Here is a 23,210-nt window from a genome sequence, read left to right as displayed (position 1 = left end):
GCCTGAATCAGGCCCGCCCACCTGCCCGCGGCTCAGGCGTCCTTGAGCTTCTGGAAGGCCGCCAGCGCCCGTTCCCGGGACTCCGGCAGTTCCACCAGGGGTGCCGGGTAGCCGGGAGCGTCGGCGGTCCACGGCTCATGGACTGCTTTGCCTTCCACCCCGGCAAGTTCAGGGATGAACTCGCGCAGGTAGTTTCCGGCGGCGTCGAACTTCTTGCTCTGCGTGACGGGGTTGAAAATCCGGTAGTACGGTGATGCATCCGCTCCGGAACCGGCCACCCACTGCCAGTTCGCCGGGTTGCTGGCCGCGTCGGCGTCCACCAGGGTGTCCCAGAACCACTGCTCGCCAATCCGCCAGTCGGCCAGCAGGTTCTTGACCAGGAACGAGGCAGCGGCCATCCTGACCCGGTTATGCATCCAGCCGGTCTGCCACAGCTGCCGCATCCCGGCGTCCACAAAGGGGTAGCCGGTGTGCCCCTGCTGCCAGGCGGCGAGCTCCTTTTTGCCCAGCGACTCCCACTCAAACCTGTCGAACTCCGGGCGGTAGTTGCGGGTGGCCAGCTCCGGGTTGGTGTAGAGCAGGTGCCAGCAGAACTCCCGCCAGCCGAGTTCGGAACGGAAGATCCCGACGTCGGCCGGTATCCGGTGCGGGAACCGGCGCCGGATCTCGCGCCAGACGCGGAACGGGCTGACCTCGCCGAAGCGGAGATGGGGCGACAACCGGCTGGTCCCTTCGGTCCCCGGGATGTTCCGGCCGGTACCGTAATCATCGGCCGGGCCGGACAGGAAGTCGGTGAGCCGCTGTGCGGCGCCGTCCTCGCCAGGCGTCCAGGTGGCTGCAAGCCCGCCGCTCCAGTCAGGGGCGTGGGGGAGCAGGTTCCAGCTGCCCAGCGCGTCGCTCGCCGGCACCCCCCGCCCGGACGCCGCCGGAGCGGGCAGTTCAGCGGGTGGGTCCAGTGGGTCCCGGACGTCGTGGGCGGCGAGGCACGCCCGCCAGAATGGTGTGTAGACCTTGTAGGGGCCACCCGCTCCGGTCCGGACCGTCCAGGGCTCGAAGAGGAGGTTCGCCTGGAAGCTGGTGGCTTCGATGCCTGCCTCCTCGGCCCAGGACTTCAGCTCGGCGTCAATGGTACGTTCCGGCAGGCCGTAGCGGCGGTTCCAGAAGAGATGACCTGCCCCGGTCTGGCTGGCCAGCGTCCGGATGATGTCGCCGGCCGGGCCGCGGCGCAGCACCAACCGTGAGCCCTTCTCCTCAAGGTGCGTGGCCAGGGCGGCCAGCGAGTGGTGCAGCCACCAGCGTGCTGCGCCGCCCAGCGGCCGGATTCCTTCCGATTCCTCGTCCAGGACGTAGACCACTGTCAGGGGCAGGCCCAGCCTGGCGGCTTCGGTCAGCGCGGGGTTGTCGTCCAGGCGGAGGTCATCACGCAGCCAGACGAGGGAGGTCTTTTCAGTTGCAGCCATCCCACCACGCTACACAAGCCGGACGCGGCTGAGGCCGGGGCTGACAGCCCCGGCCTCTCCGGTTTGGTTCAGGATGGTCGGTGCAGGGCCTACAGCTTGTCGAAGTCTGCTTCGTCGACAGTGTTGGCGGAGTGAGCGGAACCGGCAGCGCCGATGGCGGGCTTGGCGCCGCCGGACTTAAGGGCAGCCAGGCGGGCTTCGATTTCAACCTGCTCGCCGAGGTCCTCAAGCTGGTTGAACTGGGCGTCCAGGCTGGATTCCGTCAGCTCCTGCTGGCCACGGACCTTGGCTTCTTCGCGGCGGATCTTTTCCTCGAACCGGCCAACCTCGCTGGTGGGGTCCATGAAGTCGATGCTCTTGATCGCGTCGTGGACCTGGGACTGTGCCGCGGCGGTCTTGGACCGTGCCACCAGCTCGTTGCGCTTGCTGGTGAGTTCGTTCAGCTTGCCCTTCATCTGGTCCAGGCCTGTCTTGAGCTTGGCCACGACTTCCTGCTGGGACGAGATGCTGGGCTCGGCGCCCTTCGCTTCACTTTCGGCCGCCATCTGCCGCTGGAGGGCAACCTTTGCCAGGTTGTCGAACTTCTCGGCGTCGGCTGGATTCCCGCCGGAGCGGTACTCGTCGGCCTTCCGCGACGCGGCCAGGGCCTTGTTGCCCCAGTCGCGGGCGTTCTTGACGTCTTCGTTGTAGTCGTCCTCGAGCATGCGAAGGTTGCCGATGGTCTGCGCTACGGCGGACTCAGCCTCGGCGATGTTGTTGGTGTAGTCCCGGACCATCTGGTCCAGCATTTTCTGCGGATCCTCAGCGTTGTCCAGCAAGGAGTTGACGTTAGCCTTTGCCAGCTGCGCGATACGGCCGAAAATGGACTGCTTAACCATGGTGATACCTTTCGTCCTGCTCTGTGATGGCCACTGGGGTCGTGGCCAGTGGTGTACTGCCGTGCGCCGGCCGGGTCGTTCCGGCCGGCACCTCTGTTGGGTGAATGGGAGTCTAGAAGCTACCCGAGTCGCCGCCGCCGAAATCTCCGCCGCCGCCGCCAAAGTCTCCGCCGCCGAAGCCGCCGCCACCGCCGTCGCTGTGGCCGCCGCCCCAACCGCCGCCACCGCCGCCGCCGTTGAGGATGGAGTTGATCAGGATCCCGCCCAGGATGGCGCCGCCCAGGCCGCCACCCCCGCCGCCGCCACCGAACATACCGCCACGGCCGTAGCCCTGGTTGGCGTAGCCGTCGAACTGGTTGACGTCCGACTGTGCCAGCTGGGCTGCCTGCGCTGCGAGGGCGTGCGCCTGCTGGGCGTATGTCAATGCCGTGACCGGGTCGGTCCGTGAGATGGAGAGCGCGTAATCCAGGTTGCGCTGCGATTCGGCCAACCGGGTCCGGGCTTCGGTTCCAACGCCGCCGCGCCGCGCCGTGATGTAGTCGGACGTAGCACTGATCTGGGCCTGCGCCGACATGATGCTTTGCTGCAGGGAGGCCTGCGCGCGTCGGGCCTGGTCCTGCTGGTCCCGGATGCCCGTCAGTGACTGGTCAAGGGACTGGTGGGCCGTCTCAACCCGCTGCAGCGTTGCAATGGGGTCGATTTTTCCGCCCTGAATTTCGGCTTTTACCTGTGCCAGTGCAGCTTCGACAGCCGCCACCGGCCCGGCCAGCTCAGGGTGTGCACCGGACTGGATGATGGCCCGGGCCTGGGCAAGGTCCTGTGAGGTGTCCACCACGGCCGCTTCGAGGCCGTTGTGGGCGTCGTCCAGGCTGGCGGAGACCCGCGAAATGGCATCGATCAGGACATTTGTCTGGTGCAGGCTTTCCTCGGCCGCACGGACGGCTACCGCCGCCATGCTGCTTTCGCCCTCCGCCAGTTTCTGGCCGGCTGTAGCGGTGGCGTTCTGGACAAACGCCAGGCGCTCCTTGGCCTGCAGGATGTTGTCCGACACCTGGGTCAGTGCGGAGTCTGCGTATTTGGACCGCAACAGGGTCAGCGACTGCTCGGCGCTGGCGATCTTCGCATCCGCCTCGGCTGCGCCGGCATTGACGGCTGCCACGGCCTGCGGAGCATTCTTTTCGAGCTCGCGCAGCGAATCGAAATCTGCCTTCTGTTCCTGGAGGGAGCTCAACGCGGCTTCTGAGCGCCGGATGATCTCGCCCAGCCAGGTGCGCTGCTGCTCCTCGGTGTCAGGGATGTGGTCATCGAGCTGCTGCTGGAGCTTGAAGGACTCGCTCATGTGGGCCTTGGCTTCGTCCAGGGCCTTGGTGAAGTTGCCCACGGCGTTGTCGCCGTACTGGGCCTGCGCGAACCCGAGCTCCTGCTCGCTGGTTTTAATGGCGTCGTCAGCTTCGATCAGCAGGGATCCGCTCTTGCGGCGGAGTTCCTCCACGGTGAGTCCTGCAAGCGGGTCGAGATCGGCGCCCTGCGGACCGTAATTTCCGGTCGAAGCCTGTCCTGCAGTCTTCTTGCGCCGGTTGCGCAGGTACAGGAAAGTACCGGCACCACCCGCGGCAACTACGCCTGCGCCCACGAGTACAGCGGTACCTGCGCCGTTCCCGGAGGACACAGTCCCGGATCCACCACCTGCGGCGTTGCCTATCGCTGAAGCCGTGTCGATGGCAGCCTGGGCATAGTCTTTCTTACCGCCGGCGAGATTGGCCGTGACGGCGTTCTGGGTGATGTTCCCTTGTTCGGCCCGGATGGGGCTCGAGGAATTCGTGGCGAAATTAAACTTTCCATCCACGGTAGCGATGGCCAGGATTGCATCGGCCCGGCCCATCCCCTTCTGCGTGGCAACCGCCTGGGTCCACTCGCTGGGGTTGGTCGGATTCTCGAAAGAATCCACCGTCACCACATACAGGTTGTACTTGTGGTCCTTGAGGAGATCCTGAATGGCTTTCTGGACGTCGCCTTCCCGCGACCCCAGGACCTTGGCATTGTCCACGATGTTGGTTCCCGAGGGAATCGTCACCGGATCCTCAGCCCAGGCCGCCCCGGCCGGAAGCGCCAGCAGACCGGCAAGGCCGATCACGGCGAGTGTACGTTTGATCTTTGACCGCATGTGCAACCCTTCAGCACGCCTGACACCGATTCGGGACGAATCAGTCGTCTCAGAATCCAGCAGCGCCCCCACGCTCGTGTGAAGCCGCAGGTCGCTGTGGCAATTCATCTTGATTCTATGGTGCACCGCGAAGCCCGTCCATGACGGCAAATATGCCACCAGCGAAACGGGGAACCATGGTGGAACTTCGCCGTCGCCGGAACCTTCAGCAAGCTCACAGCAAACATCCGAGCTTGATCCAGCATCGCAGTCCATAGTTAATGCAGACGAGGATTGAAAGGAAGTCCCATGACTGAGAACCAAACCCCCGGACCGGCCCCCGAGGACCCCCGCGGCAACCGCGGAAACCCGTGGCAGCAGGACTCCACGCAGTCCGGCGGAACCCCCGCGGAGGCTCGGCATGAGGACGGCGGCGCCCCCGGCCAGGACCAGACCCAGGAGATCCCCCGGAACCAGACCCAGGAGATCCCCGGCGCACCCCGCCCGGTGTACCCGCAGCACCAGCCGTTCTACGGCCAGCAGCAGCACCAGCCGAACCCGCAGTACGGCGGGCACCAGCAGCACCAGGCAAACCACTACGGCGCGCACGCAGCCGCCGGGGGAGTGGCCACGGCCCCGAACCCCAAGGACGCCCCACGGCGCAAGGCCGCGTTCGGCGTCGGCACCCTGGTGGCCAGCATCCTGGCCGCCGGGCTGGTGGGTGGCGGTGTTGCCACTGTTGGCTCCGGCGAGCTTTTTGGCAACGGCGGCTCAACCTCCACGGCCAGCAGCAACAGCCAGCCCGGAACCGTGATCGTCAACAACCAGGAAAAGGTCAATGCCATCACCGCCGCGGCGGTGAAGGCATCACCCAGCGTGGTGACCATCAGTGCCGCCAGCGGAAGCGCCGGCGGCACGGGCTCCGGCATCGTCCTGGACGACCAGGGCCACATCCTCACCAACACCCACGTGGTCACCCTCGATGGGCAGAGTGCCAACGCCACCCTTGAGGTCCGCACCAGCGATGGCCGGGTCCTCACGGCCAAGCTCGTGGGCACCGACCCGTTGTCCGACCTTGCGGTGATCCAGGTGGATGCCGGTTCCGGCCTCACCCCGGCCACCCTGGGCGACTCGGGCAAGCTGAACGTGGGCGACACCGCCATCGCCATCGGCTCCCCCCTCGGCCTGACCGGCACGGTCACGGACGGCATCGTCTCCACCCTGAACCGGACCATCAGTGTGGCGTCCTCGGCGGCCCCTGAAGAGGGCGACACCACCCAGGGCGAAGACGGGGGCTTCCAGTTCGCGCCTCCAGGTGGCGGCCAGAGCCAGCAGACCGCGGACAAGGGCTCCATCGCCATCAATGTCATCCAGACGGACGCAGCGATCAACCCCGGCAACTCCGGCGGCGCGCTGGTGAACACCAGCGGCGAGATCATCGGTGTCAACGTGGCGATTGCGTCCGCAGGCTCTGATTCCTCCTCGACCACGGGCGGAAACATCGGTGTCGGCTTCAGTATCCCCATCAACCACGCCAAGCGCGTGGCGCAGGAGATCATCGACACGGGCAAGGCTTCCCACGGCCAGCTGGGAGTCAGCGTCAAGGCAAAGTCGGCGAGCGGGTCCACCACCAGCTCCTCCGGTTTCTCCGTCGGGGCTGACGTCGCCACCGTAGAATCCGACTCCGCCGCCGGCAAGGCCGGCATCAAGGTGGGCGACGTCATCACCAAGTTCAACGACCTCGCCATCGGCGAACCCAACCAGCTGACCGCCGCGGTCCGCGAACAGGCCGCCAACGCCAAAGTGAAAATCACGGTGCTGCGCAACGGTTCAGAACAGACGTTCGACGTCACGCTTGGTGAGGCCGCCAGCTGACCCGGCCCGGCAAACGCAGGAAACCACGACGGCGGGGTCCCCACGAAGGTGGGGGCGCCGCCGTCGTTCGTTGGGAAATTTTCCCGTAACGGCACCGGCTCCGCGTAACGCAAGAAGGAAAGCCTGTCCTTCTATATGGTTAGCTAGGAGCTACCCGGATGCCGGGCATTCCGCGGCCATGACCTTATCCGGCTGGCTGCCCATACGCACGGAAGGCTGCTGTCACTACAGTGGAAGATACATTGAAGATCATTGTCCTGGTCAAGCATGTACCGGACGCCCAGTTCGACCGTCACCTCACCGGGGCCGGCCACACCACGGACCGGGACGAAAGCATCCTGTCCGAGCTGGATGAATACGCCCTCGAAGCGGCCCTGCAGCTTGCCGAGGCACGCGGCGGCAGCAAAGCCGGAAACCAGGTCATCGCCCTGAGCATGGGCCCGGCCGCCGCTGTCAACGCGGTCAAGAAGTCCCTCCAGATCGGCGCCACCGAAGGCGTCCACCTCACGGACACCGCGCTGGCCGGCTCCGACGCCGCCGCCACCTCCCTGGCGCTCGCCGCAGCTGTCCGGCACCTTGGCTCCGATGGGGCCGTCGACCTGGTCATCACGGGCATGGCATCGACCGACGGGGAGACCTCCCTGGTGCCTGCGCAGCTCGCCGAGCGGCTTGGCCTGCCCCAGGTCACCTTCGCGTCGTCGCTGGAGGTTTCAGGCGGACGCCTGACGGCCCGCCGGGACGCCGACACGTCCTCTGAGACGGTGGAGGCACCGCTGCCTGCCGTTGTCTCGGTGACGGACCAGATCAACGAGCCGCGGTACCCCAATTTCAAGGGCATCATCGCCGCCAAGCGCAAAAACATCACCACCTTGTCCCTCGCCGACATCGGTGTGGACGCCTCGCAGGTGGGCCACGCAGGGTCCTGGACCACAGTGGCCAGCGCCGAGGAACGCCCGCCGCGGACAGCCGGCACCATCATCACCGACGAAGGCGACGCCGGCATCAAGCTGGTTGACTTCCTGGCCGCCCAGAAGCTGCTCTAAGAGGGATCACGAACATGGCAAAAGTACTTGTATTCATCGACAACCCCGGCGCTTCGCTCAAAAAGAGCAGCCTTGAGCTCCTGACACTGGCGCGCACCCTGGGTGAGAGCACAGTCGCCGTCAACGGGGACGTGTCCGACGCCGTTGCCGCCACCTTCGCCGAATACGGCGTAGGCACCGTCTTCCACCCGTCAGCCCGGGACCTCAACGATTTCCTGGTGGCCCCCAAGGCCGCGTACCTGTCCGCCGCCGTCGAAAGCGCCGGCGCAGGCATTGTGCTGCTCGACAACTCACCGGAGGGCAAGGAAATTGCCGCCCGCCTGGGCGTCCGCCTCAGTGCCGGTGTGATCACGGACGCTGTTGCCGTGGAAGCTGACGGAACGGCCCACAAGTCAGTCCTGGCCGGCTCCTACACCACCGCCTGCAAGGCCAGCACCCCGGTGTCGGTAGTGACCGTCAAGGCCAACAACGTGGTCCCCGAGGCTGCGGCGGCGCCCAGCAGTCCTGAGGCAGTCACGATCGAGGTCCCGGCGGACAGCACAGCGGCTGCAGCACGGATCACCGCCCGTGAGCAGAAGGCCGCCAGCGGCCGGCCGGACCTCACCGATGCCCGGATCGTGGTGGCGGGTGGCCGCGGCCTGGACGGCGACTTCGGTCCCGTGGAAGCCCTGGCCGATGTGCTGGGTGCTGCCGTGGGCGCCTCCCGGGCAGCAACCGACGCCGGCTGGATCAGCCATGATGCGCAGGTGGGACAGACCGGCAAGACCGTGTCCCCGCAGCTGTACATCTCCGCCGGCATCTCGGGAGCCATCCAGCAGAAGGCCGGCATGCAGACCGCCAAGGTCATTGTTGCCATCAACAAGGACGCCGAGTCCCCGGTCTTCGAGATTGCGGACTTCGGCATCATCGGGGACGTCTTCGACGTCCTGCCCCAGGCCACCGAAGAGATCAAGAAGCGTAAGGGCTGATGCAGTGAGTTTTTCCCCGCGCCAGGGACAGAGCCCGTTCAATCCGGAAAAGCACCGGATTGAGCGGGTGCTCTGTTTTGCGGCCCATCCTGATGACATCGACTTCGGCGCGGCAGGCACCATCGCCGGCTGGACGGCGGCGGGAGTCCAGGTCAGCTATTGCATCATGACCGACGGCGACGCCGGCGGCTTTGATCCTGCGCACAGGGCGGACATCATCGCCCTGCGGGACGCCGAGCAGCGCCGCGCGGCGGGTCTGGTGGGTGTCGCGGACATCCACTACCTGCACCAGCGGGACGGTTATCTTGAACCCTCGCACGGGGTGATGAAGGAAGTGGTGCGGCTGATCCGGGAGATCAGGCCCGACGTCGTACTGGCCATGCACCCGGAACGCAACTGGGACCGGATCCAGAAGAGCCACCCTGACCACCTGGCGGTGGGGGAGGCGGTGACCCGTGCGGTGTACCCCGCCGTGGAAAACCCGTTCGCGTACCCGGAACTGGCGGAAGCCGGGCTGGACGCCTACAAACTGCCGTGGCTGTGGCTTTATGCTGGTCCTGCCGACAGGGAAAACCACTTTGTTGATGTCACGGAGCAGGTGGATGCCAAGCTCGCGGCAATCCATGTCCATGTCAGCCAGCATCCGGATGTGCAGGCGATGGAGGCTGCAGTTCGCGGGGGTATGCAGGGCAATGCTGCCCGCGGTGGACTGCCGCAGGGCCGCAGCGCCGAAGCCTTCCATGTTGTGGCAGTCAACGGTCCCGGGACCATCGCCGGTTTCTGACCGCCCCGGATACGGCAAGCGCCCCGCCTGTCTCTTCCTTGGAAAAGGCAGGCGGGGCGCTTATGGTTCTACTGCGGTTCAGGCTCCCAGGGGAGCGGCAGCCACCGTGGGCAAGGTGGGGGACGTGGATCCACCCACCGGCTCCACCGTGATGCCCAGGCTGGCGGCGGAGGAAATTCCGCGGACCACAGCGGGCTTGGATAGGGCTTCGGCATCCATCAGGCCCTGGGATACCGGCGCGGAGCCATCCTTGGGGATCAGCCACATCTGGTAGACCTTGCCGGCCGGGGGTGCCGGAACGTCCTTCATCTTGACCACTGCAGCGTCCTGGGCAGACGAAATCTGCAGGGTTGCCGTTCCGCCGCCGCTTACGTCGACGGAGGCTACCCGCAAGTCGCTGGCCCGGACCACCTGGTTGAGCGGATCGTTCTGGTCCGCGAGGTATGCACCCACACCCACGCCGCCCAGGGCGATGGCTGCCGCGGCAGCCACACCCACAAACCAGCGGCGTGCGCCGGAGGGCTTACGGTCAGTTCTGCGTTGCCGGGCCCGGGCCAGTTCGTCGACGGGTGCAGGAGCCGGCGCTGCTGATTCAGTGACCGCCTCCGTGACCGGTGGCACGGCTGGCGCCTGCTCCGTTGTGGTGCTCTGGACAGGCAGCTGCGCCATGATGCGGTCAAAGAGGTCAGCCGGGGGCTCCTCTTCGGCTTTGAAGGTCATGGCCAGCGTTTCGCGGGATTGGCGGACACGTTCCAGGAAGGCGGTTCGCTCGGCCGGGGGTGCGGCCGAAAGGTAGTCTTCGATGAGCTCGCGTTCGGGATCCGTGACGGCGTCCAGGGCATACAGTTCAGCGAGGTCCACGGCACGCCCGGATGCGAGGTCCGCGGCAACGGTGTCGCCGAAGGACCCTGAGCGGCTGGTGCGTCCATCGTTCATGCCTGTCATCTCAACTCACCCCCAAACAGGTCTTTAGTCGGATCAGTCCGTCGCGGATGCGGGACTTGATGGTGGGAACCGCCGCGTTGAGGCGCTCTGCGACTTCCCGGTAGGTCAGGCCGCCGTAGTAGGCCAGGCGGACGGATTCCTGCTGCGTTTCCGTCAGCGTTTCCAAACACCTGACAACTGCTTCGGCCTCAAGCCGGCTGCCCACTTCATCTGAGACGCTGTCGTGGGCAATGTCCTGGCTGCTGGCTCCGTATTTGGCTTCCCTGTCAGTGGATGACTGCGAGGACCGTACCTTGTCCACTGCGCGGCGGTGCGAAATGGTCATCAGCCAGGAGAGCGGGCTCCCGGCCTGCGGATCAAATTTGGAGGCGTTCTGCCACACCTGAAGGAACACTTCCTGCGTGGTGTCCTCGCTGAGTTCCGGGTCGATCAGGACCCGGCGGGCCATGCCGAAGACCCGGCGCGAGGTGAGCTGGTAAAACTCCGCAAAGGCCGGTTGGCTGCCCTGGGCAATGCCGGCAAGCAGCACGGCGAGGCGGCGGCTTAGATCAGCCGGCGAATCTGTCACCGCTGCCGGGGCCTCGGTATTTGGCGCGTTGGGAGTTTCCATTACTTCCAAGCATAAGTCTCCGGGCGGTGAAACCTGCGCACCGCAGCCCGGCTGCCGGGCCCTGGTCCTGGAACCTGCGTCTAGAAGTGTCACCTGCCGCTCCTCATGTGCCGTGGAATGTTCTCAGGTGTAATTCGGCGCTGCAGGTCAGGCGGATGGGCGGGGCACGGTAATTGTTTCAATCCGCCGGGGGGACGTGGCCCGGGGCGTCATGGCCGCACCAGGCTGCTCAGATTCGGGCGCCGGCGAAACCGTTTTGCCGCCAGGCTTCGTAGACGGCGATCGAGGCTGCATTTGCGAGGTTGAGCGAGCGCAGGGCGGGGAGCATGGGCAGCCGGACAGTGGCGGTCACGTGCGGATCTGATTTCAGCGCCGCGGGCAGCCCCACGGACTCCTGCCCGAACATCAGGACGTCCCCGGGCTGGTAGGCGATGTCGGTGTAGCTGGCCGTTCCATCCGAGGTGAACGCGTAGACGCGCTCCGGCTCAAGGTGTTGCCACGCTGCGTTGATGTCCGGGTGGACCGTCACCAGTGCAAGGTCGTGGTAATCCAGTCCGGCGCGGCGGAGTTTGGCGTCGGAAAAGTCGAACCCGAGCGGTTCCACCAGGTGCAGCTCGGCGCCGGTGATGGCGGCCAGCCTGATGGCGTTGCCGGTATTGCCGGGGATTTCGGGGGAGTGGAAGAGGATGCGGAACACGGATCAATCCTAGCCAAGGCTCAGTGCATGCCGCGCAGCAGCCTGGCGAGCACTGACACGTTGACGGTGTTTGGCGCCGGCCCCGAGGCCAGGAACTCCTTGAGGCCCCGGACCATTCCCGCGGCGTTGACGATCTGCACGCTGTCCAAACCGCCTGCGGAGCGGCGATGGTGGTCGATGACTGGTTCGTGCAGGTTGCCCCCGGGGCTGTGGACCACCGTCCATCCGGTCACGTTGAGTTCGGGGAAGATGTCCTGCATGGCCCGCACCACGTGGCCCAGCTGCGGCGGGGCAATGGAGCGCCCGCCGTGGTTCAGTGTCTGGCCGTCCCAGGCGTAAGCGCCCTTGGGCAGCAGCATGGAACCGATCAGGGCCAGCCGGTAGCCGGAGAAAAGGACATGGTCGATGTGGCTGTTGTCGGCAGGGGACTGCAGGCCGTTGATGAGCCGGGCCGCCGGAATGGCAGGCAGGACCTGGCGGCTCAGCAGCTGGACTGTGCGCATCTCCCGCTGGATCCGGGCTTCCGCGCCGAAGATCCCGCGCTTGCGGGGCATGCCGTGGACCTGTTGGCTGGCTTCCGTCAGGGAGAGCAGCGGAACGCCGTTGCCCGCACCGAACGGCGGGACGTAGACGGGCGGGTCACCGGCCGTATTCCTGGCGGTGGCAGGCCGGTGGACAGTGGCCGAGGCCCGGCTGCCTGCAGGCGGCGCATCAAAATGCGCTTCGGAGCTCCCGGTGCCAGTCCCGGTGGTTCCGGCCGCATAGGAACGGTCGTAGGCCTTGCGGCGCTGGGGGTCGATCAGCGTTTCGTAGGCCGAGGTCACGCGGCGGAACGCTGCAGCGTCACCGCCCTGGTCCGGATGGGCGGTCCTGGCGGCGCGACGGTACGCCACTCTGATTTCCTTCTCGGTGGCGGTGACGGCCACCTGGAGGACCTGGTAATGGGAGCTGCTGCTCTCGGTCAAACACTCATCCTTTGCATTGTGGCCAATCACCCGGGAGGCGGACCGGCCTGCCCAGTTTAGCCAGCGTGATCGCTTCCCAGGCAGTACGGACCGGTGCCGGCAGGACTGGTCCTTTCTTTGTCAACGCCCATGGAGGCCCCGCTGGTTCCCTGTGCCCGGCGGCCAGGACGGAGTTTAGACTCGACTTGCGCGCCTGGACCGGCAGCGCAGGAAGCATTGGGGTTGGAGATGGTTTTGCGGACGACGACGGCGGGCAGGGGCCGGAACGCCGTGCAACGGGCGGCGCAACTGGCGGCAGCCGCGCTCGCCGTGGCGTTGCTGGGTGCCTGCAGCGTTGACGTGCGCGACCCTGCCGCACCGGCCCCGGTCAGCAACAGCGCTGCGCCGGCGACGCCCACCATAACTCCTGGTCACGACGCTGATGCGGTGGCAGCGCAGGACATGCCGTTCTCTGCCGGCGGGGTCTTGGCCCCTGGGGTCCCCGTAGGGATCGGAGATTCCTTGGCAGAGGTTCCCGGCTGGAAGCTCGCCAAGGCCAACGTGGCAGGTGAAAGCCAATACGCCAAGGCGGATGGCTGCGTGGCTGCCGCCAAAGTCCGAACCGACCAGGGGCCCCTGGTGCGGCAGGACGACCGCGACTCAACGGTTGCTCTTTTCCAGTACCTGGACCCAACCATCCTTCCCGAATACCTGAAGCCGGGATCGTTGCGGTGGGGCGGCGACAATGACGCGCCGCCAAAATCGGTCGAGGTCCTGGTCCTCACAGAAGCCGCGGCCGCCGGCGGACGGGCCACCGCTGTCCTGGCCCGCCTGTTCGGGACCGCGGGTTCATCCATCTACGTGTCCGTGTCGTGCCCGGATGCAGGTTCCCTGGCCGCTGCCCGTTCGGAAGTGGAACGGTTCCTGCCGGTTTTGCCGCCCGCCAACTAGCGGCCCGCATGTGCGGTGGGACCGGTGGGGGGTGGAAAGGCCCAGCGATAGAATGGGCAGGTGCCTGCCTACCTTGACCATGCCGCCACCACGCCGCTTTCGGCCGGGGCCCTGGCCGCCATGACCCGCGAGCTTGCCCGCACAGGAAACCCGTCGTCACTGCACGGGGCCGGGCGGCGGGCCCGCCGCGTGGTCGAGGACGCCCGGGAAACCGTTGCGGCTGCCGCGGGCGCCCATCCGTCGGAAGTGATCTTTACGTCCGGCGGCACGGAGGCGGACAACCTCGCGGTGAAGGGCCTGTATTGGGCCCGGGTGGCAGCCGACCCCACCCGACGGCGCATCCTCTGCTCCGCCGTCGAACACCATGCAGTACTGGACACGGTGGAATGGCTGGAACGCCACGAGGGTGCCCAGGTCACGTGGTTGCCGGTGGATGCCGCAGGCGTCCTGGACCTCGAAGTCCTGGCGGCCGAAATCGCGCGCGACCCCAAAAGCATCGCGCTGGTGACAGTGATGTGGGCCAACAATGAAGTGGGTACGGTCCAGCCCATCAGCCGCATTGTGGAAATCGCCAGCGCCAGTGGCATTCCGGTCCACTCCGATGCGGTCCAGGCGTTTGGTTCCGTGCCGGTGGACTTCAAGGCATCCGGCTTGGCCGCGATGTCCGTTTCCGGCCACAAAATCGGCGGACCCGTGGGGGTGGGGGCCCTTCTGTTGGGCAGGGCGGTTACCCTGACCCCGGTCCAGCACGGCGGGGGCCAGGAACGCAACGTCCGTTCGGGCACCCTGGACACCCCGTCCATTGCGGCCTTCGCAGCGGCAGCCGAGGGCGCCGCTGCCGCGCTCGGACCGGATGCGCTGCGGATCGCGGAACTCCGGGACCGGTTGGTGGCCGGCGTCCTTGACCGCGTCCCTTCCGCCGTCCTTCGCGGTGCAGCGGCGCCGGACCGCCTGCCGGGCAACGCACACTTTACGTTTCCCGGTTGCGAAGGCGACTCCCTCCTGTTCCTCCTGGATCTGGCCGGAGTGGAGTCCTCCACGGGTTCGGCCTGTACCGCGGGCGTCCCCCGTCCCTCGCACGTATTGCTCGCCATGGGGCTGGACGAGGAGACTGCCCGCGGCGCGCAGCGCTTCACGCTGGGGCACAGTTCCACTGAGGCCGACGTCGACGCGTTGCTCACTGCGTTGCCCGAGGCTTACGCCCGTGCACGGCAGGCAGGAATGGCCGGGCATGAGTCGTCGATCCAGACAGCGGGAACGGTGGCCCGGCAGGGAACCGGCGCCGGGTTTGCATAGGCCCGTAGAATAGATAGGCGAGGATCGTTTCCGGGGACCAGCCTGGCCGGTCCGCACCTTCCGGTGGAAGCGCCGGAACCATCAACCAGAAAGCCAGCATGCGAGTTCTAGCAGCCATGAGCGGCGGCGTTGATTCCGCCGTTGCCGCAGCCCGTGCCGTCGAAGCCGGGCACGACGTCGTCGGCGTCCACCTGGCGCTGTCCCGGATGCCCGGCACCTTGCGCACCGGCAGCCGAGGCTGCTGCACCATCGAGGACTCCCGCGACGCGTGGCGTGCCTGCGACGTGCTGGGCATCCCGTATTACGTGTGGGACTTCTCCGAGCGGTTCAAAGAGGATGTGGTCCAGGACTTCATCGACGAATACGCCGCGGGCCGTACCCCCAACCCCTGCATGCGGTGCAACGAGCGGATCAAGTTCGCCGCCCTGCTGGAAAAAGCCATTGCGCTCGGCTTTGACGCCGTCTGCACCGGGCACTATGCCAAGGTGATCGAGGACGCCGACGGAAACCGGGAACTGCACCGGGCCGCTGACTGGGCCAAGGACCAAAGCTACGTCCTCGGCGTGCTCACCCACGAGCAGCTCAAGCACTCCATGTTCCCGTTGGCCGAAACGCCATCCAAGGCCGAGGTACGGGCCGAGGCTGAGCGCCGCGGACTCTCCGTCGCCAACAAGCCGGACAGCCACGACATCTGCTTCATTCCCGACGGCGATACAGCCGGCTGGCTGGCCGAGAAGATCGACATGTCCACCGGGGACATCGTGGACGAAACCGGGACCAAAGTAGGCGAGCACCCCGGCGCCAATGCCTTCACCGTCGGACAGCGCCGCGGGCTGAAGCTGGGCACCCCGGCCGCCGACGGAAAACCGCGCTTTGTCCTGGAGATCCGGCCCAAGGAAAACAAGGTTGTGGTGGGCCCGGAAGCCCTCCTGGCCATCGACGAGATCCGTGGCATCAAGGTGTCCTGGGCCGGTCTGCCCATCAGCGAAGTTGGAACGGGCGCCGGCTTTGACTGCTACGCCCAGGTCCGTGCGCACGGCGACCCCGTGCCGGCGCAGGCCTGGATGGAACCCGATGCTGACGCCTCGGCACCGGGCCAGCTGGTGGTCCGCCTCGGCACGCCGCTCCGCGGAGTCGCCCCCGGCCAGACGGTGGTCCTCTACCAGGGCAGCCGGGTCCTGGGCCAGGCCACCATCGACGCCGCCCGCTCGCTGCAGCGGACGGAGCTCTAAGCCACCCACGCTGATGCGCCGTCCCATGAGGGGCGGCGCATTTTGCTGTGCCCCGGCCCAGGCCTGTTCCGGACTCCGCCGGGCCGCTTCAGGGGTTGTCGGCGCCGCGCCGAAGTGAGAGTCGCTGATCAATCGTGTAAATTTTGTGTCTCAACTCACAAATCACCCGTTGCGGCGGGTGGGTCGGTGGTTGAATCAACGCATCAGCACAGCGCACCTCCCGCTTAGGCGAAGTGACCCCTTAGCGGGCGGCAGGCGCGTACTCATCGAACAGAAAGTTCACAGATGATGAAGAGCAACAAGGCCCTGAACGGCGCGATCGCGCTGGCAGGCATTTCCGCCCTGGCACTGACGGCCTGCACGGGCCCCTCGGGCGGTGGCGGGACCTCAACCGAAGGCTCCAGCAGCAGCACCATCACCTTTGGCACCACGGACAAGGTTGTCACCCTGGATCCGGCAGGGTCCTACGACGCAGGCTCCTTCCTGGTGATGAACCAGATTTACCCGTTCTTGCTCAACGCGAAGCCCGGCAGCGCCGACGCCGTCCCCGACATCGCCGAGTCGGACTCCTTCACGGCACCCACCGACTACACCGTCAAGCTCAAATCCGGCCTGAAGTTTGCCAACGGCCATGAGCTGACGTCCTCGGACGTGAAGTTCTCCGTGGAGCGGATCATCGCCATCAATGACCCCAACGGTCCAGCATCACTCTTTGCCAACCTGGACTCGGTCGAGGCCACGGACGATGCCACCGTGGTGTTTAAGCTCAAGGCCGCCAACGACCAGGTGTTTGCCGGCGTCCTGGCATCCAACACCGGCCCGATCATCGACGAGGAAGTGTTTCCCAAGGACAAGGTCATGTCTGACGATGACATCGTCGCTGCCAAACCTTTCGCCGGCCCGTACACCATCGAGAGCTACAAGAAGAATGAGCTCATCAGCCTCAAGCCGAACGCCGACTACAAGGGCCTGCTCGGTGCGCCGGCCAATGGCGGAGCCAACATCAAGTACTACGCGGACGCCAATAACCTCAAGCTGGATGTGCAGCAAGGCAACATCGACGTTGCCGGCCGCTCGCTGACGGCAACGGATGTGGCCGACCTGGAGGGCGACTCCAAGGTCAAGGTCCACAAGGGACCCGGCGGGGAACTGCGCTACATCGTCTTCAACTTCGACACCATGCCGTTCGGTGCCAAAACCGCGGAGGCCGATCCGGCCAAGGCGCTGGCGGTCCGCCAGGCCATGGCCAACATCGTGGACCGGGATGCGATTGCCACCCAGGTCTACAAGGGCACCTACCTGCCTGCATACTCCGTGGTTCCCGATGGCTTCCTTGGTGCTGAACAGCCCATGAAGGAACTTTACGGCGACAATGGCAAGCCCAGCCTGGACAAAGCCAAGAAGGCACTCTCAGACGCGGGCGTGAGCGGGCCCGTCAACATCAAGCTCCAATACAACCCTGACCACTACGGCAGCTCCTCCGGAGATGAGTACGCCATGATCAAGGAACAGCTGGAAAAGTCGGGCCTGTTCACCGTGGACCTGCAGTCCACCGAATGGGTCACCTACTCGAAGGACCGGACTGCTGACGCGTACCCGGTTTACCAGTTGGGCTGGTTCCCGGACTACTCCGACCCTGACAACTACCTCACCCCGTTCTTCGTACCCAACAACTTCCTCAAGAACCACTACGAGAACGCCGACGTCGCTGCCCTGATCCAGAAGCAGCTGACAACTGTTGATAAGGACGAACGCGTCAAGATCCTCGGCGAGACCCAGGAAGCGGTTGCCAAGGACCTCTCCACCCTGCCCCTGCTCCAGGGCGCGCAGGTGCTGGTCTCCGGAGCGGACGTCAAGGGAGTCGAGACCACCCTGGACGCTTCCTTCAAGACGCGCCTCGGCGTCATCTCCAAGTAAGTCCATCCGGCCCTGACGGGCAACGGGGCGGAACACCTGTAGGTGTCCCGCCCCGTTGACGGGCCCGGCCGGCGTTTGGGGACGCTTGGCGCGGGCACCACATTCTTAGGTGATCCATTGACAACACTGATCGACGCCCCGCCCCCGGAAACGGACGGTGCACTACAGGCCGCCAAAAAGTCCTCCGGCGGAGGGCTTGGCCAATATATCCTGATCCGATTCCTCTTGATCTTTCCAACCATCTTCATCCTGGTGACCATGGTGTTCTTCCTGATGCGGATCACCGGCGATCCCATCACCGCAGCCCTGGGCGGGCGCCTGCCCCCCGAACAGCTGCAGGAACGGATCCAGGCGGCGGGCTATGACCGGCCGATCTTTGTCCAGTACTTCGAGTACCTGGGGCAACTGGTCACCGGCAACTTCGGAACCACCCTCTCCGATAACCGCAAAGTGACCGAAGTGCTGACAACGTACGGTGCCGCCACCCTTGAACTGAGCATTAATGCCTTGATCGTTGCGCTGCTGATCGGCATCCCCCTTGGCATGGTGGCTGCCCATCGGCGTGACCACCTGCCCGATGCCGTCCTGCGGATCTTTGCCATCCTTTGCTATGCCACCCCGGTCTTTTTCGCCGGGCTGCTGCTGAAACTGACGTTTTCCGTGTGGCTGGGCTGGCTTCCCGTCGCCGGCCGGGCCAAAACCTCCAACGAGCTGGCACTGACAGCCCTTCAGGCTCCCAGCGGAATCTACTGGCTGGACGCCCTCCGCAGCGGCAACATGGCAGCGCTGGGGGATGTGATGGCCCACGCGGTACTCCCCGCGTTGGCCCTGGGCCTGCTGACCGCCGGCATCTTCCTGCGGCTGGTCAGGACAAACGTGATTGGCACCCTGGGCCGGGACTATGTGGAAGCGGGTCGCTCCCGCGGCGTCAGCGAGTATCGGCTGGTCACCAAACACGCCTATAAACCGGCGCTGATTCCGATCATTACGGTGATGGGCCTGCAGATCGCCGTGATGCTGGGCGGAGCGGTCCTGACCGAAAAGACCTTCGAATGGAAGGGCCTTGGTTTCCAGCTGGCAACCTACCTGACCGCCCGGGACTTTGTGGCGGTCCAGGGCATCGTGGTGCTGCTGGCAGTAATTGTGGCCCTGACAAACTTCATCGTGGACATCATCGCCGCGTTGATCGACCCGCGTGTGAGGTACTGATCATGAGCAGCACACCCCAGGGCGCAGAAGCCCCCGTTCCCGTGGCCAACCCCCGCGCAGGCCTGTTCCGGCGGTTGCCGGTTGTCTCGCACCTGAGCCGCAGCGTTGGGCTGCAGCGAGGGATGCTGGTGATCGGGTTGGTCCTGACAGGAACCTTTTTGTTGGCTGCGGCGCTGGCTCCTTTGCTGGCACCCTTCGGGTTCGCCCAGCTCTCCGACGCGGACGGCAGCTTCCCCAGCCAGCAGCCCCCCGGCGGCAAGCACCTCTGGGGCACCACTGTGGGTGGCTATGACGTCCTCTCCAGGGTTCTCTGGGGAACCCAGACCGCTTTGCTGGTGATCGTGGTGGCCGTGGCGCTGTCCATTTTCGCCGGCGTCGCGCTGGGCCTTGTCAGCGGCTACCTTGGCGGCTGGCTGGACCGGATACTGGTGGTGGTGGCCGACGCCGTATATGCGTTCCCCTCGCTGCTGGTAGCCATCGTCATGGCCATTGTGATCAGCGGTGGACAGTCCAGCCTCTTCGGCGGCATCATGGCCGCGGCCACCTCCATCACCGTGGTGTTCATCCCGCAATATTTCCGGGTCATCAGGGCGGAAACCATCAGGCTGAAATCGGAGCCCTTCGTGGAATCAGCGAAGGTGGTTGGTGCGTCCAACCTGCGCATCATCACCCGGCATATCTACCGGAATGCCACCCGAACGCTGCCGCTGATCTTCACGCTCAACGCCTCCGAAGCCATCCTGACCCTTGCCGCCCTGGGGTTCCTCGGCTTCGGTATCGAACCCAGTTCCGCAGCTGAGTGGGGCTTCGACTTGAACAAGGCGCTCGCCGATACAACGTCGGGCATCTGGTGGACGGGGGTGTTCCCGGGCCTGGCCATAGTCTGGACCGTTTTGGGCCTGACATTGGTAGGCGAAAGCATCAACGACCTCAACGATCCCCGCCTTCGCGGCCGCAAGCGGGCCCGCGCCGCCGTGGTCCCGGCATCCGCCGAGAAAGGAAGCAAGGCATGAGCACCTCATCGCCCTCAACGCCCGGCCTGCCAGCACCGGTCCTGGCAATCAATAACCTGAGCGTCACCTTCGCCACCGACGGCGGGGACGTGCACGCGGTCAGGGGCGTCAGCCTCGACGTCCGCCCCGGCGAAGTACTCGCCATCGTCGGCGAATCAGGGTCCGGCAAAACCGTTACCGCCAAAACCATTTTGGGCCTGTTGCCCGAAACCGCCACTTCCTCAGGAACTGTCCTCATTAACGGTGCAGACGTCATCAGCGTCAGCCCGGGACGGCTGCGGCAGATCCGCGGCCGTGACGTGGCAATGGTGTTCCAGGAACCGTCCACGGCCCTGAACCCGGTCTTCACGGTGGGCTGGCAGATCGCCGAGGGCCTTCGCGCCCACGCAGACAAGGAGAGCGGCAGGAAGCTCTCATCCCGGGAAGCCAAGGAGCGGGCCATCGAAGCCCTCCGCAAGGTGGGCATCCCCGACCCGGAAAAGCGCGTCAACTACTACCCGCACCAGTTCTCCGGCGGGCAGAAGCAGCGTGTGGTCATTGCAGCCGCCCTGGCACTGAATCCAGGGCTGATTGTGGCGGACGAACCCACCACCGCCCTGGACGTCACAGTCCAGGCCGAAATCCTGGCACTGCTGCGGGACCTCCGCGATAAGTACGGCACCTCGATTGTCCTCATCACCCACAACATGGGAGTGGTGGCTGACCTCGCTGACCGGGTGGTGGTGATGTACCGGGGCGACATCGTCGAGGAAGCGTCCGCCCGGACGCTTTTCGCCGAACCGCGCCAGGACTACACAAAAGACCTCCTGGCCGCGGTGCCGCACCTCGGGCGCGATTCGGCGTCGGCCACACTGAGCACCCGGGCCCATCAGGGGGCCGAAGTCCTGGTCGAAGCCAAAGACCTGGTCATCGAATACCCAGGGAGGCTGGGCGCCCCGGCGTTCCGCGCCGTGGACGGTGTGTCCCTTACTTTGTCCAAGGGGGAGGTGTTCGGGCTGGTGGGGGAGTCGGGGTCCGGGAAGACCACCATCGGCCGGGCCATCGCAGGGCTGAACCGCACCACCGGCGGCAGCCTCAAGGTGCTGGGCTTTGAGATGCTGGGAATGAAAGAACGCGCCTTCAAACCGCTCCGGAAGGACATCGGCTTTGTGTTCCAGGACCCGGCCGCGTCCTTCAACCCCCAGCTGACCATCGGCGACTGCATCGCCGAACCCATGCTGATCCATACCAAGCCGAGCCCGGCGCAGGCCCGTCAACGCGTTGCCGGGCTGCTTGAATCAGTCCAGCTGCCGGCGTCGTACGCGGGAAGGTACCCGCACGAACTCTCCGGCGGGCAACGCCAACGCGCTTCCCTGGCACGCGCCCTCAGCCTGAACCCCAGGCTGCTGATCGCAGATGAGCCGACGTCTGCACTTGACGTATCGGTGCAGGCGAAAGTCCTGGAGCTGTTCCGGGACATCCAGGAGGAGTTTGGTTTCGGCTGCCTTTTCATCAGCCATGACCTCGCCGTGGTGGACATCCTCTCCCAGTGGGTGGGAGTTCTGTACAAGGGGAAACTGGTGGAACAAGGCATCGGCAGCCAGGTGATGGGCAACCCCGGCCACGACTACACCAAGCGGCTGGTGGCATCCCTGCCGGTGCCGGACCCTGATGAGCAGGCACGACGGCGGGAAGAGCACCGGGCGCTGCTGGGCATCTGAGCAGCAGGACCGCTGGGCGCGGCAGGCACCGGGCTTAACACGCCCGGTGCCTGCCGTTGCTGCCCATAGACTTGACCCATGACGCAGCACAACCCCGGCACCCCTGACCCCGACGACTTCGACCCCGCAGCCAGTTCCCTGGCCGGGCAAGTGGACAACTCGGTGATGGCCGAACTGCTGTCCATCCGCTCAAGCATCGATAACATCGACGCGACCCTGGTGTACCTCCTGGCCGAGCGCTTCAAGGCGACCCAGAAGGTGGGCTTCCTCAAAGCCAACCACCGCCTTCCGGCCGGTGACCCGGGGCGGGAAGCCGCCCAGATCGCCAGGCTCCGGCGGTTGGCCGAAGACGCCCACCTCGACCCCGCCTTCGCCGAGAAATTCCTCAATTTCATCATCGGCGAGGTGATCCGGCACCACGAAGCCATCGCGGAGGGCCATCAGGCCGCCGCCCTGGATACCCAGGCCGCCACCACCGCATGAGGGTTGAACCGCAGGACCAAGGCGCCACAGCCGCGCCGGTGCAGGCGCCGCCCCTGGAAGTGACGGCCACCGCCCTGGGCCCATGGCCCGGCGACGATCCACTGGAGGCCACGCGGATCATCAGGGGTGAACTGGGCAGCCCGCACCTGCCCTTCCTCGCGGAACTGCCGGACCGTGGCGTGGGCTCGGACGCCCTTGGCCGCACCGCCACGCTCCTCGAAGAACTGGCAGTGGACGTCCAGCCATACGGTTGGCGGCTGGTGGACCGGCCCGGCAAGGACCACCGGCGGGCCGTGTCCGCGCTGTCCACCGACATTAATATCCTGGCCGACGTGGTGGGCGCCGAGGACACCTCAGCGGCCGAAATCAAGGTCCAGCTTGTGGGGCCGATGAGCCTCGCGGCCGGCCTGCACCTCCATAACGGCGAACGGGCCCTGCTCGACTACGGTGCCCGCCGTGACTTGGCGGCCTCGCTCGCCGCTGGAGTGGGCGCTTACCTGGCCCGGGTATCCGCGGCAGTTCCCGGCGCCCGGCTGGTGGTCCAGGTGGATGAGCCCGACATCGCTGCCGTCCTGGCCGGAAGCATCCCCACCTCCAGTGGGTACCGCACCCTGCGGGCCGTCGCCGCCTCCGAGGCCCGCGAGTCCTGGCGCGTGGTCCTGGATTCGCTGCGCCTGGCCGGTGCTGCAGAAATCGTGGTCTCAGTTCCGGAGATCGAGGCTCCGTTTGACCAAATCCTTGCCGCCGGAGCTGACGGGATCGCCGTGCCGATGAAGGCGTTGACCAACCGGCAGTGGGAACAACTGGCCGGTGCGGTGGAGGCCGGCAAACGGCTGTGGGCCGGTGTCCTGGATCCGTCAGCGGAGCTGCCGCGGACAGCGGAGTGCGTGGAACGGGTGTGGCGCCCCTGGCGGCAGCTTGGCCTGCCGGCAGCCGCGCTGGCAGGGGTCCGGGTGACGCCGTCCGCCGGTGCGCAGGCACGGACCCCAGCCCAGGCCACGGCCGTGCTGGGCAGGCTTACCCAGGTTGCGGACGGGCTCAACCAGCTGACGTGAGCGGCGC

Annotated in this window: 20 protein-coding genes; 13 read left to right on the top strand and 7 right to left on the bottom strand. The window is 66.0% G+C overall.

Annotated elements, in window-relative coordinates; translation table 11 throughout:
• Positions 1 to 32 precede the first annotated feature (32 nt).
• The 3 genes from ACRB8A_RS12790 to ACRB8A_RS12780 form a co-directional block, all read right to left on the bottom strand.
• A complete protein-coding gene (locus tag ACRB8A_RS12790; RefSeq protein ID WP_285240725.1) occupies positions 33 to 1,460 on the bottom strand; it encodes a cryptochrome/photolyase family protein in 1,428 nt (475 codons plus the stop codon).
• Between the two features lie 89 nt (positions 1,461 to 1,549).
• A complete protein-coding gene (locus tag ACRB8A_RS12785) occupies positions 1,550 to 2,338 on the bottom strand; it encodes a PspA/IM30 family protein (RefSeq protein WP_050687883.1) in 789 nt (262 codons plus the stop codon).
• Between the two features lie 112 nt (positions 2,339 to 2,450).
• A complete protein-coding gene (locus tag ACRB8A_RS12780) occupies positions 2,451 to 4,502 on the bottom strand; it encodes a TPM domain-containing protein (protein ID WP_197273622.1) in 2,052 nt (683 codons plus the stop codon).
• Between the two features lie 288 nt (positions 4,503 to 4,790).
• Between ACRB8A_RS12780 and ACRB8A_RS12775 the strand changes: the two genes are divergently transcribed.
• The 4 genes from ACRB8A_RS12775 (at position 4,791) to ACRB8A_RS12760 (ending at position 9,151) form a co-directional block, all read left to right on the top strand.
• The gene (locus ACRB8A_RS12775; RefSeq protein WP_050687881.1) at positions 4,791 to 6,356 is read left to right on the top strand and encodes a S1C family serine protease; all 1,566 of its coding nucleotides are present in this window, start codon (positions 4,791 to 4,793) and stop codon (positions 6,354 to 6,356) included.
• Positions 6,357 to 6,598: 242 nt separating this feature from the next.
• Complete coding sequence (locus ACRB8A_RS12770; protein WP_050687880.1) at positions 6,599 to 7,399, top strand: electron transfer flavoprotein subunit beta/FixA family protein; 801 nt, start codon at positions 6,599 to 6,601, stop codon at positions 7,397 to 7,399.
• A 14-nt stretch (positions 7,400 to 7,413) separates the two neighbouring features.
• Positions 7,414 to 8,367: an electron transfer flavoprotein subunit alpha/FixB family protein gene (locus ACRB8A_RS12765; RefSeq protein ID WP_285240726.1), complete on the top strand. Its 954-nt coding sequence runs from the start codon at positions 7,414 to 7,416 to the stop codon at positions 8,365 to 8,367.
• 4 nt (positions 8,368 to 8,371) lie between these two features.
• A complete protein-coding gene (locus tag ACRB8A_RS12760) occupies positions 8,372 to 9,151 on the top strand; it encodes a PIG-L deacetylase family protein (RefSeq protein ID WP_050687878.1) in 780 nt (259 codons plus the stop codon).
• A 78-nt stretch (positions 9,152 to 9,229) separates the two neighbouring features.
• On the opposite strand, the gene ACRB8A_RS12755 is transcribed toward ACRB8A_RS12760, so the two are convergent.
• The 4 genes from ACRB8A_RS12755 to ACRB8A_RS12740 all read right to left on the bottom strand — a co-directional run bounded on the left by ACRB8A_RS12755 (position 9,230) and on the right by ACRB8A_RS12740 (position 12,368).
• Positions 9,230 to 10,087, bottom strand: coding sequence for an anti-sigma factor (locus ACRB8A_RS12755; protein WP_157370897.1), 858 nt, complete (start codon positions 10,085 to 10,087; stop codon positions 9,230 to 9,232).
• 10 nt (positions 10,088 to 10,097) lie between these two features.
• The gene (locus tag ACRB8A_RS12750; protein WP_050687876.1) at positions 10,098 to 10,706 is read right to left on the bottom strand and encodes a sigma-70 family RNA polymerase sigma factor; all 609 of its coding nucleotides are present in this window, start codon (positions 10,704 to 10,706) and stop codon (positions 10,098 to 10,100) included.
• A 229-nt stretch (positions 10,707 to 10,935) separates the two neighbouring features.
• Complete coding sequence (locus ACRB8A_RS12745) at positions 10,936 to 11,403, bottom strand: tRNA (cytidine(34)-2'-O)-methyltransferase (protein ID WP_285240727.1); 468 nt, start codon at positions 11,401 to 11,403, stop codon at positions 10,936 to 10,938.
• Positions 11,404 to 11,423: 20 nt separating this feature from the next.
• Positions 11,424 to 12,368, bottom strand: a complete 945-nt coding sequence (locus ACRB8A_RS12740; protein ID WP_285240728.1) for a J domain-containing protein — start codon at positions 12,366 to 12,368, stop codon at positions 11,424 to 11,426.
• 234 nt (positions 12,369 to 12,602) lie between these two features.
• Between ACRB8A_RS12740 and ACRB8A_RS12735 the strand changes: the two genes are divergently transcribed.
• The 9 genes from ACRB8A_RS12735 (at position 12,603) to ACRB8A_RS12695 (ending at position 23,203) form a co-directional block, all read left to right on the top strand.
• Complete coding sequence (locus ACRB8A_RS12735) at positions 12,603 to 13,298, top strand: hypothetical protein (RefSeq protein WP_350224280.1); 696 nt, start codon at positions 12,603 to 12,605, stop codon at positions 13,296 to 13,298.
• Between the two features lie 60 nt (positions 13,299 to 13,358).
• On the top strand, positions 13,359 to 14,594 hold the full coding sequence (locus ACRB8A_RS12730; RefSeq protein ID WP_285240729.1) for a cysteine desulfurase family protein: 1,236 nt from the start codon (positions 13,359 to 13,361) through the stop codon (positions 14,592 to 14,594).
• Positions 14,595 to 14,692: 98 nt separating this feature from the next.
• Positions 14,693 to 15,826: a tRNA 2-thiouridine(34) synthase MnmA gene (gene mnmA / locus ACRB8A_RS12725; RefSeq protein WP_056597157.1), complete on the top strand. Its 1,134-nt coding sequence runs from the start codon at positions 14,693 to 14,695 to the stop codon at positions 15,824 to 15,826.
• Positions 15,827 to 16,111: 285 nt separating this feature from the next.
• Positions 16,112 to 17,743 (top strand): ABC transporter substrate-binding protein, encoded by a 1,632-nt coding sequence (locus ACRB8A_RS12720; RefSeq protein WP_432244826.1) that lies wholly within the window; start codon positions 16,112 to 16,114, stop codon positions 17,741 to 17,743.
• Positions 17,744 to 17,860: 117 nt separating this feature from the next.
• Positions 17,861 to 18,952, top strand: coding sequence for an ABC transporter permease (locus tag ACRB8A_RS12715; protein ID WP_050687869.1), 1,092 nt, complete (start codon positions 17,861 to 17,863; stop codon positions 18,950 to 18,952).
• Between the two features lie 2 nt (positions 18,953 to 18,954).
• On the top strand, positions 18,955 to 19,965 hold the full coding sequence (locus ACRB8A_RS12710; RefSeq protein ID WP_056597158.1) for an ABC transporter permease: 1,011 nt from the start codon (positions 18,955 to 18,957) through the stop codon (positions 19,963 to 19,965).
• Positions 19,962 to 21,665 (top strand): ABC transporter ATP-binding protein, encoded by a 1,704-nt coding sequence (locus tag ACRB8A_RS12705; protein WP_050687867.1) that lies wholly within the window; start codon positions 19,962 to 19,964, stop codon positions 21,663 to 21,665. The genes ACRB8A_RS12710 and ACRB8A_RS12705 overlap by 4 nt, the downstream gene beginning before the upstream one ends.
• A gap of 78 nt (positions 21,666 to 21,743) precedes the next feature.
• Complete coding sequence (locus ACRB8A_RS12700) at positions 21,744 to 22,148, top strand: chorismate mutase (protein ID WP_050687866.1); 405 nt, start codon at positions 21,744 to 21,746, stop codon at positions 22,146 to 22,148.
• Positions 22,145 to 23,203 (top strand): hypothetical protein, encoded by a 1,059-nt coding sequence (locus tag ACRB8A_RS12695; RefSeq protein ID WP_157370898.1) that lies wholly within the window; start codon positions 22,145 to 22,147, stop codon positions 23,201 to 23,203. Before ACRB8A_RS12700 ends, ACRB8A_RS12695 begins: the two co-directional genes overlap by 4 nt.
• The last annotated feature ends 7 nt before the right edge of the window (positions 23,204 to 23,210 follow it).

The sequence above is a fragment of the Arthrobacter sp. G.S.26 genome, from assembly GCF_050847375.1.
GTDB lineage: Bacteria > Actinomycetota > Actinomycetes > Actinomycetales > Micrococcaceae > Arthrobacter.
Note: the sequence above shows the minus strand (reverse complement) of the source record. Positions and strands in the feature narration are given on the sequence as shown.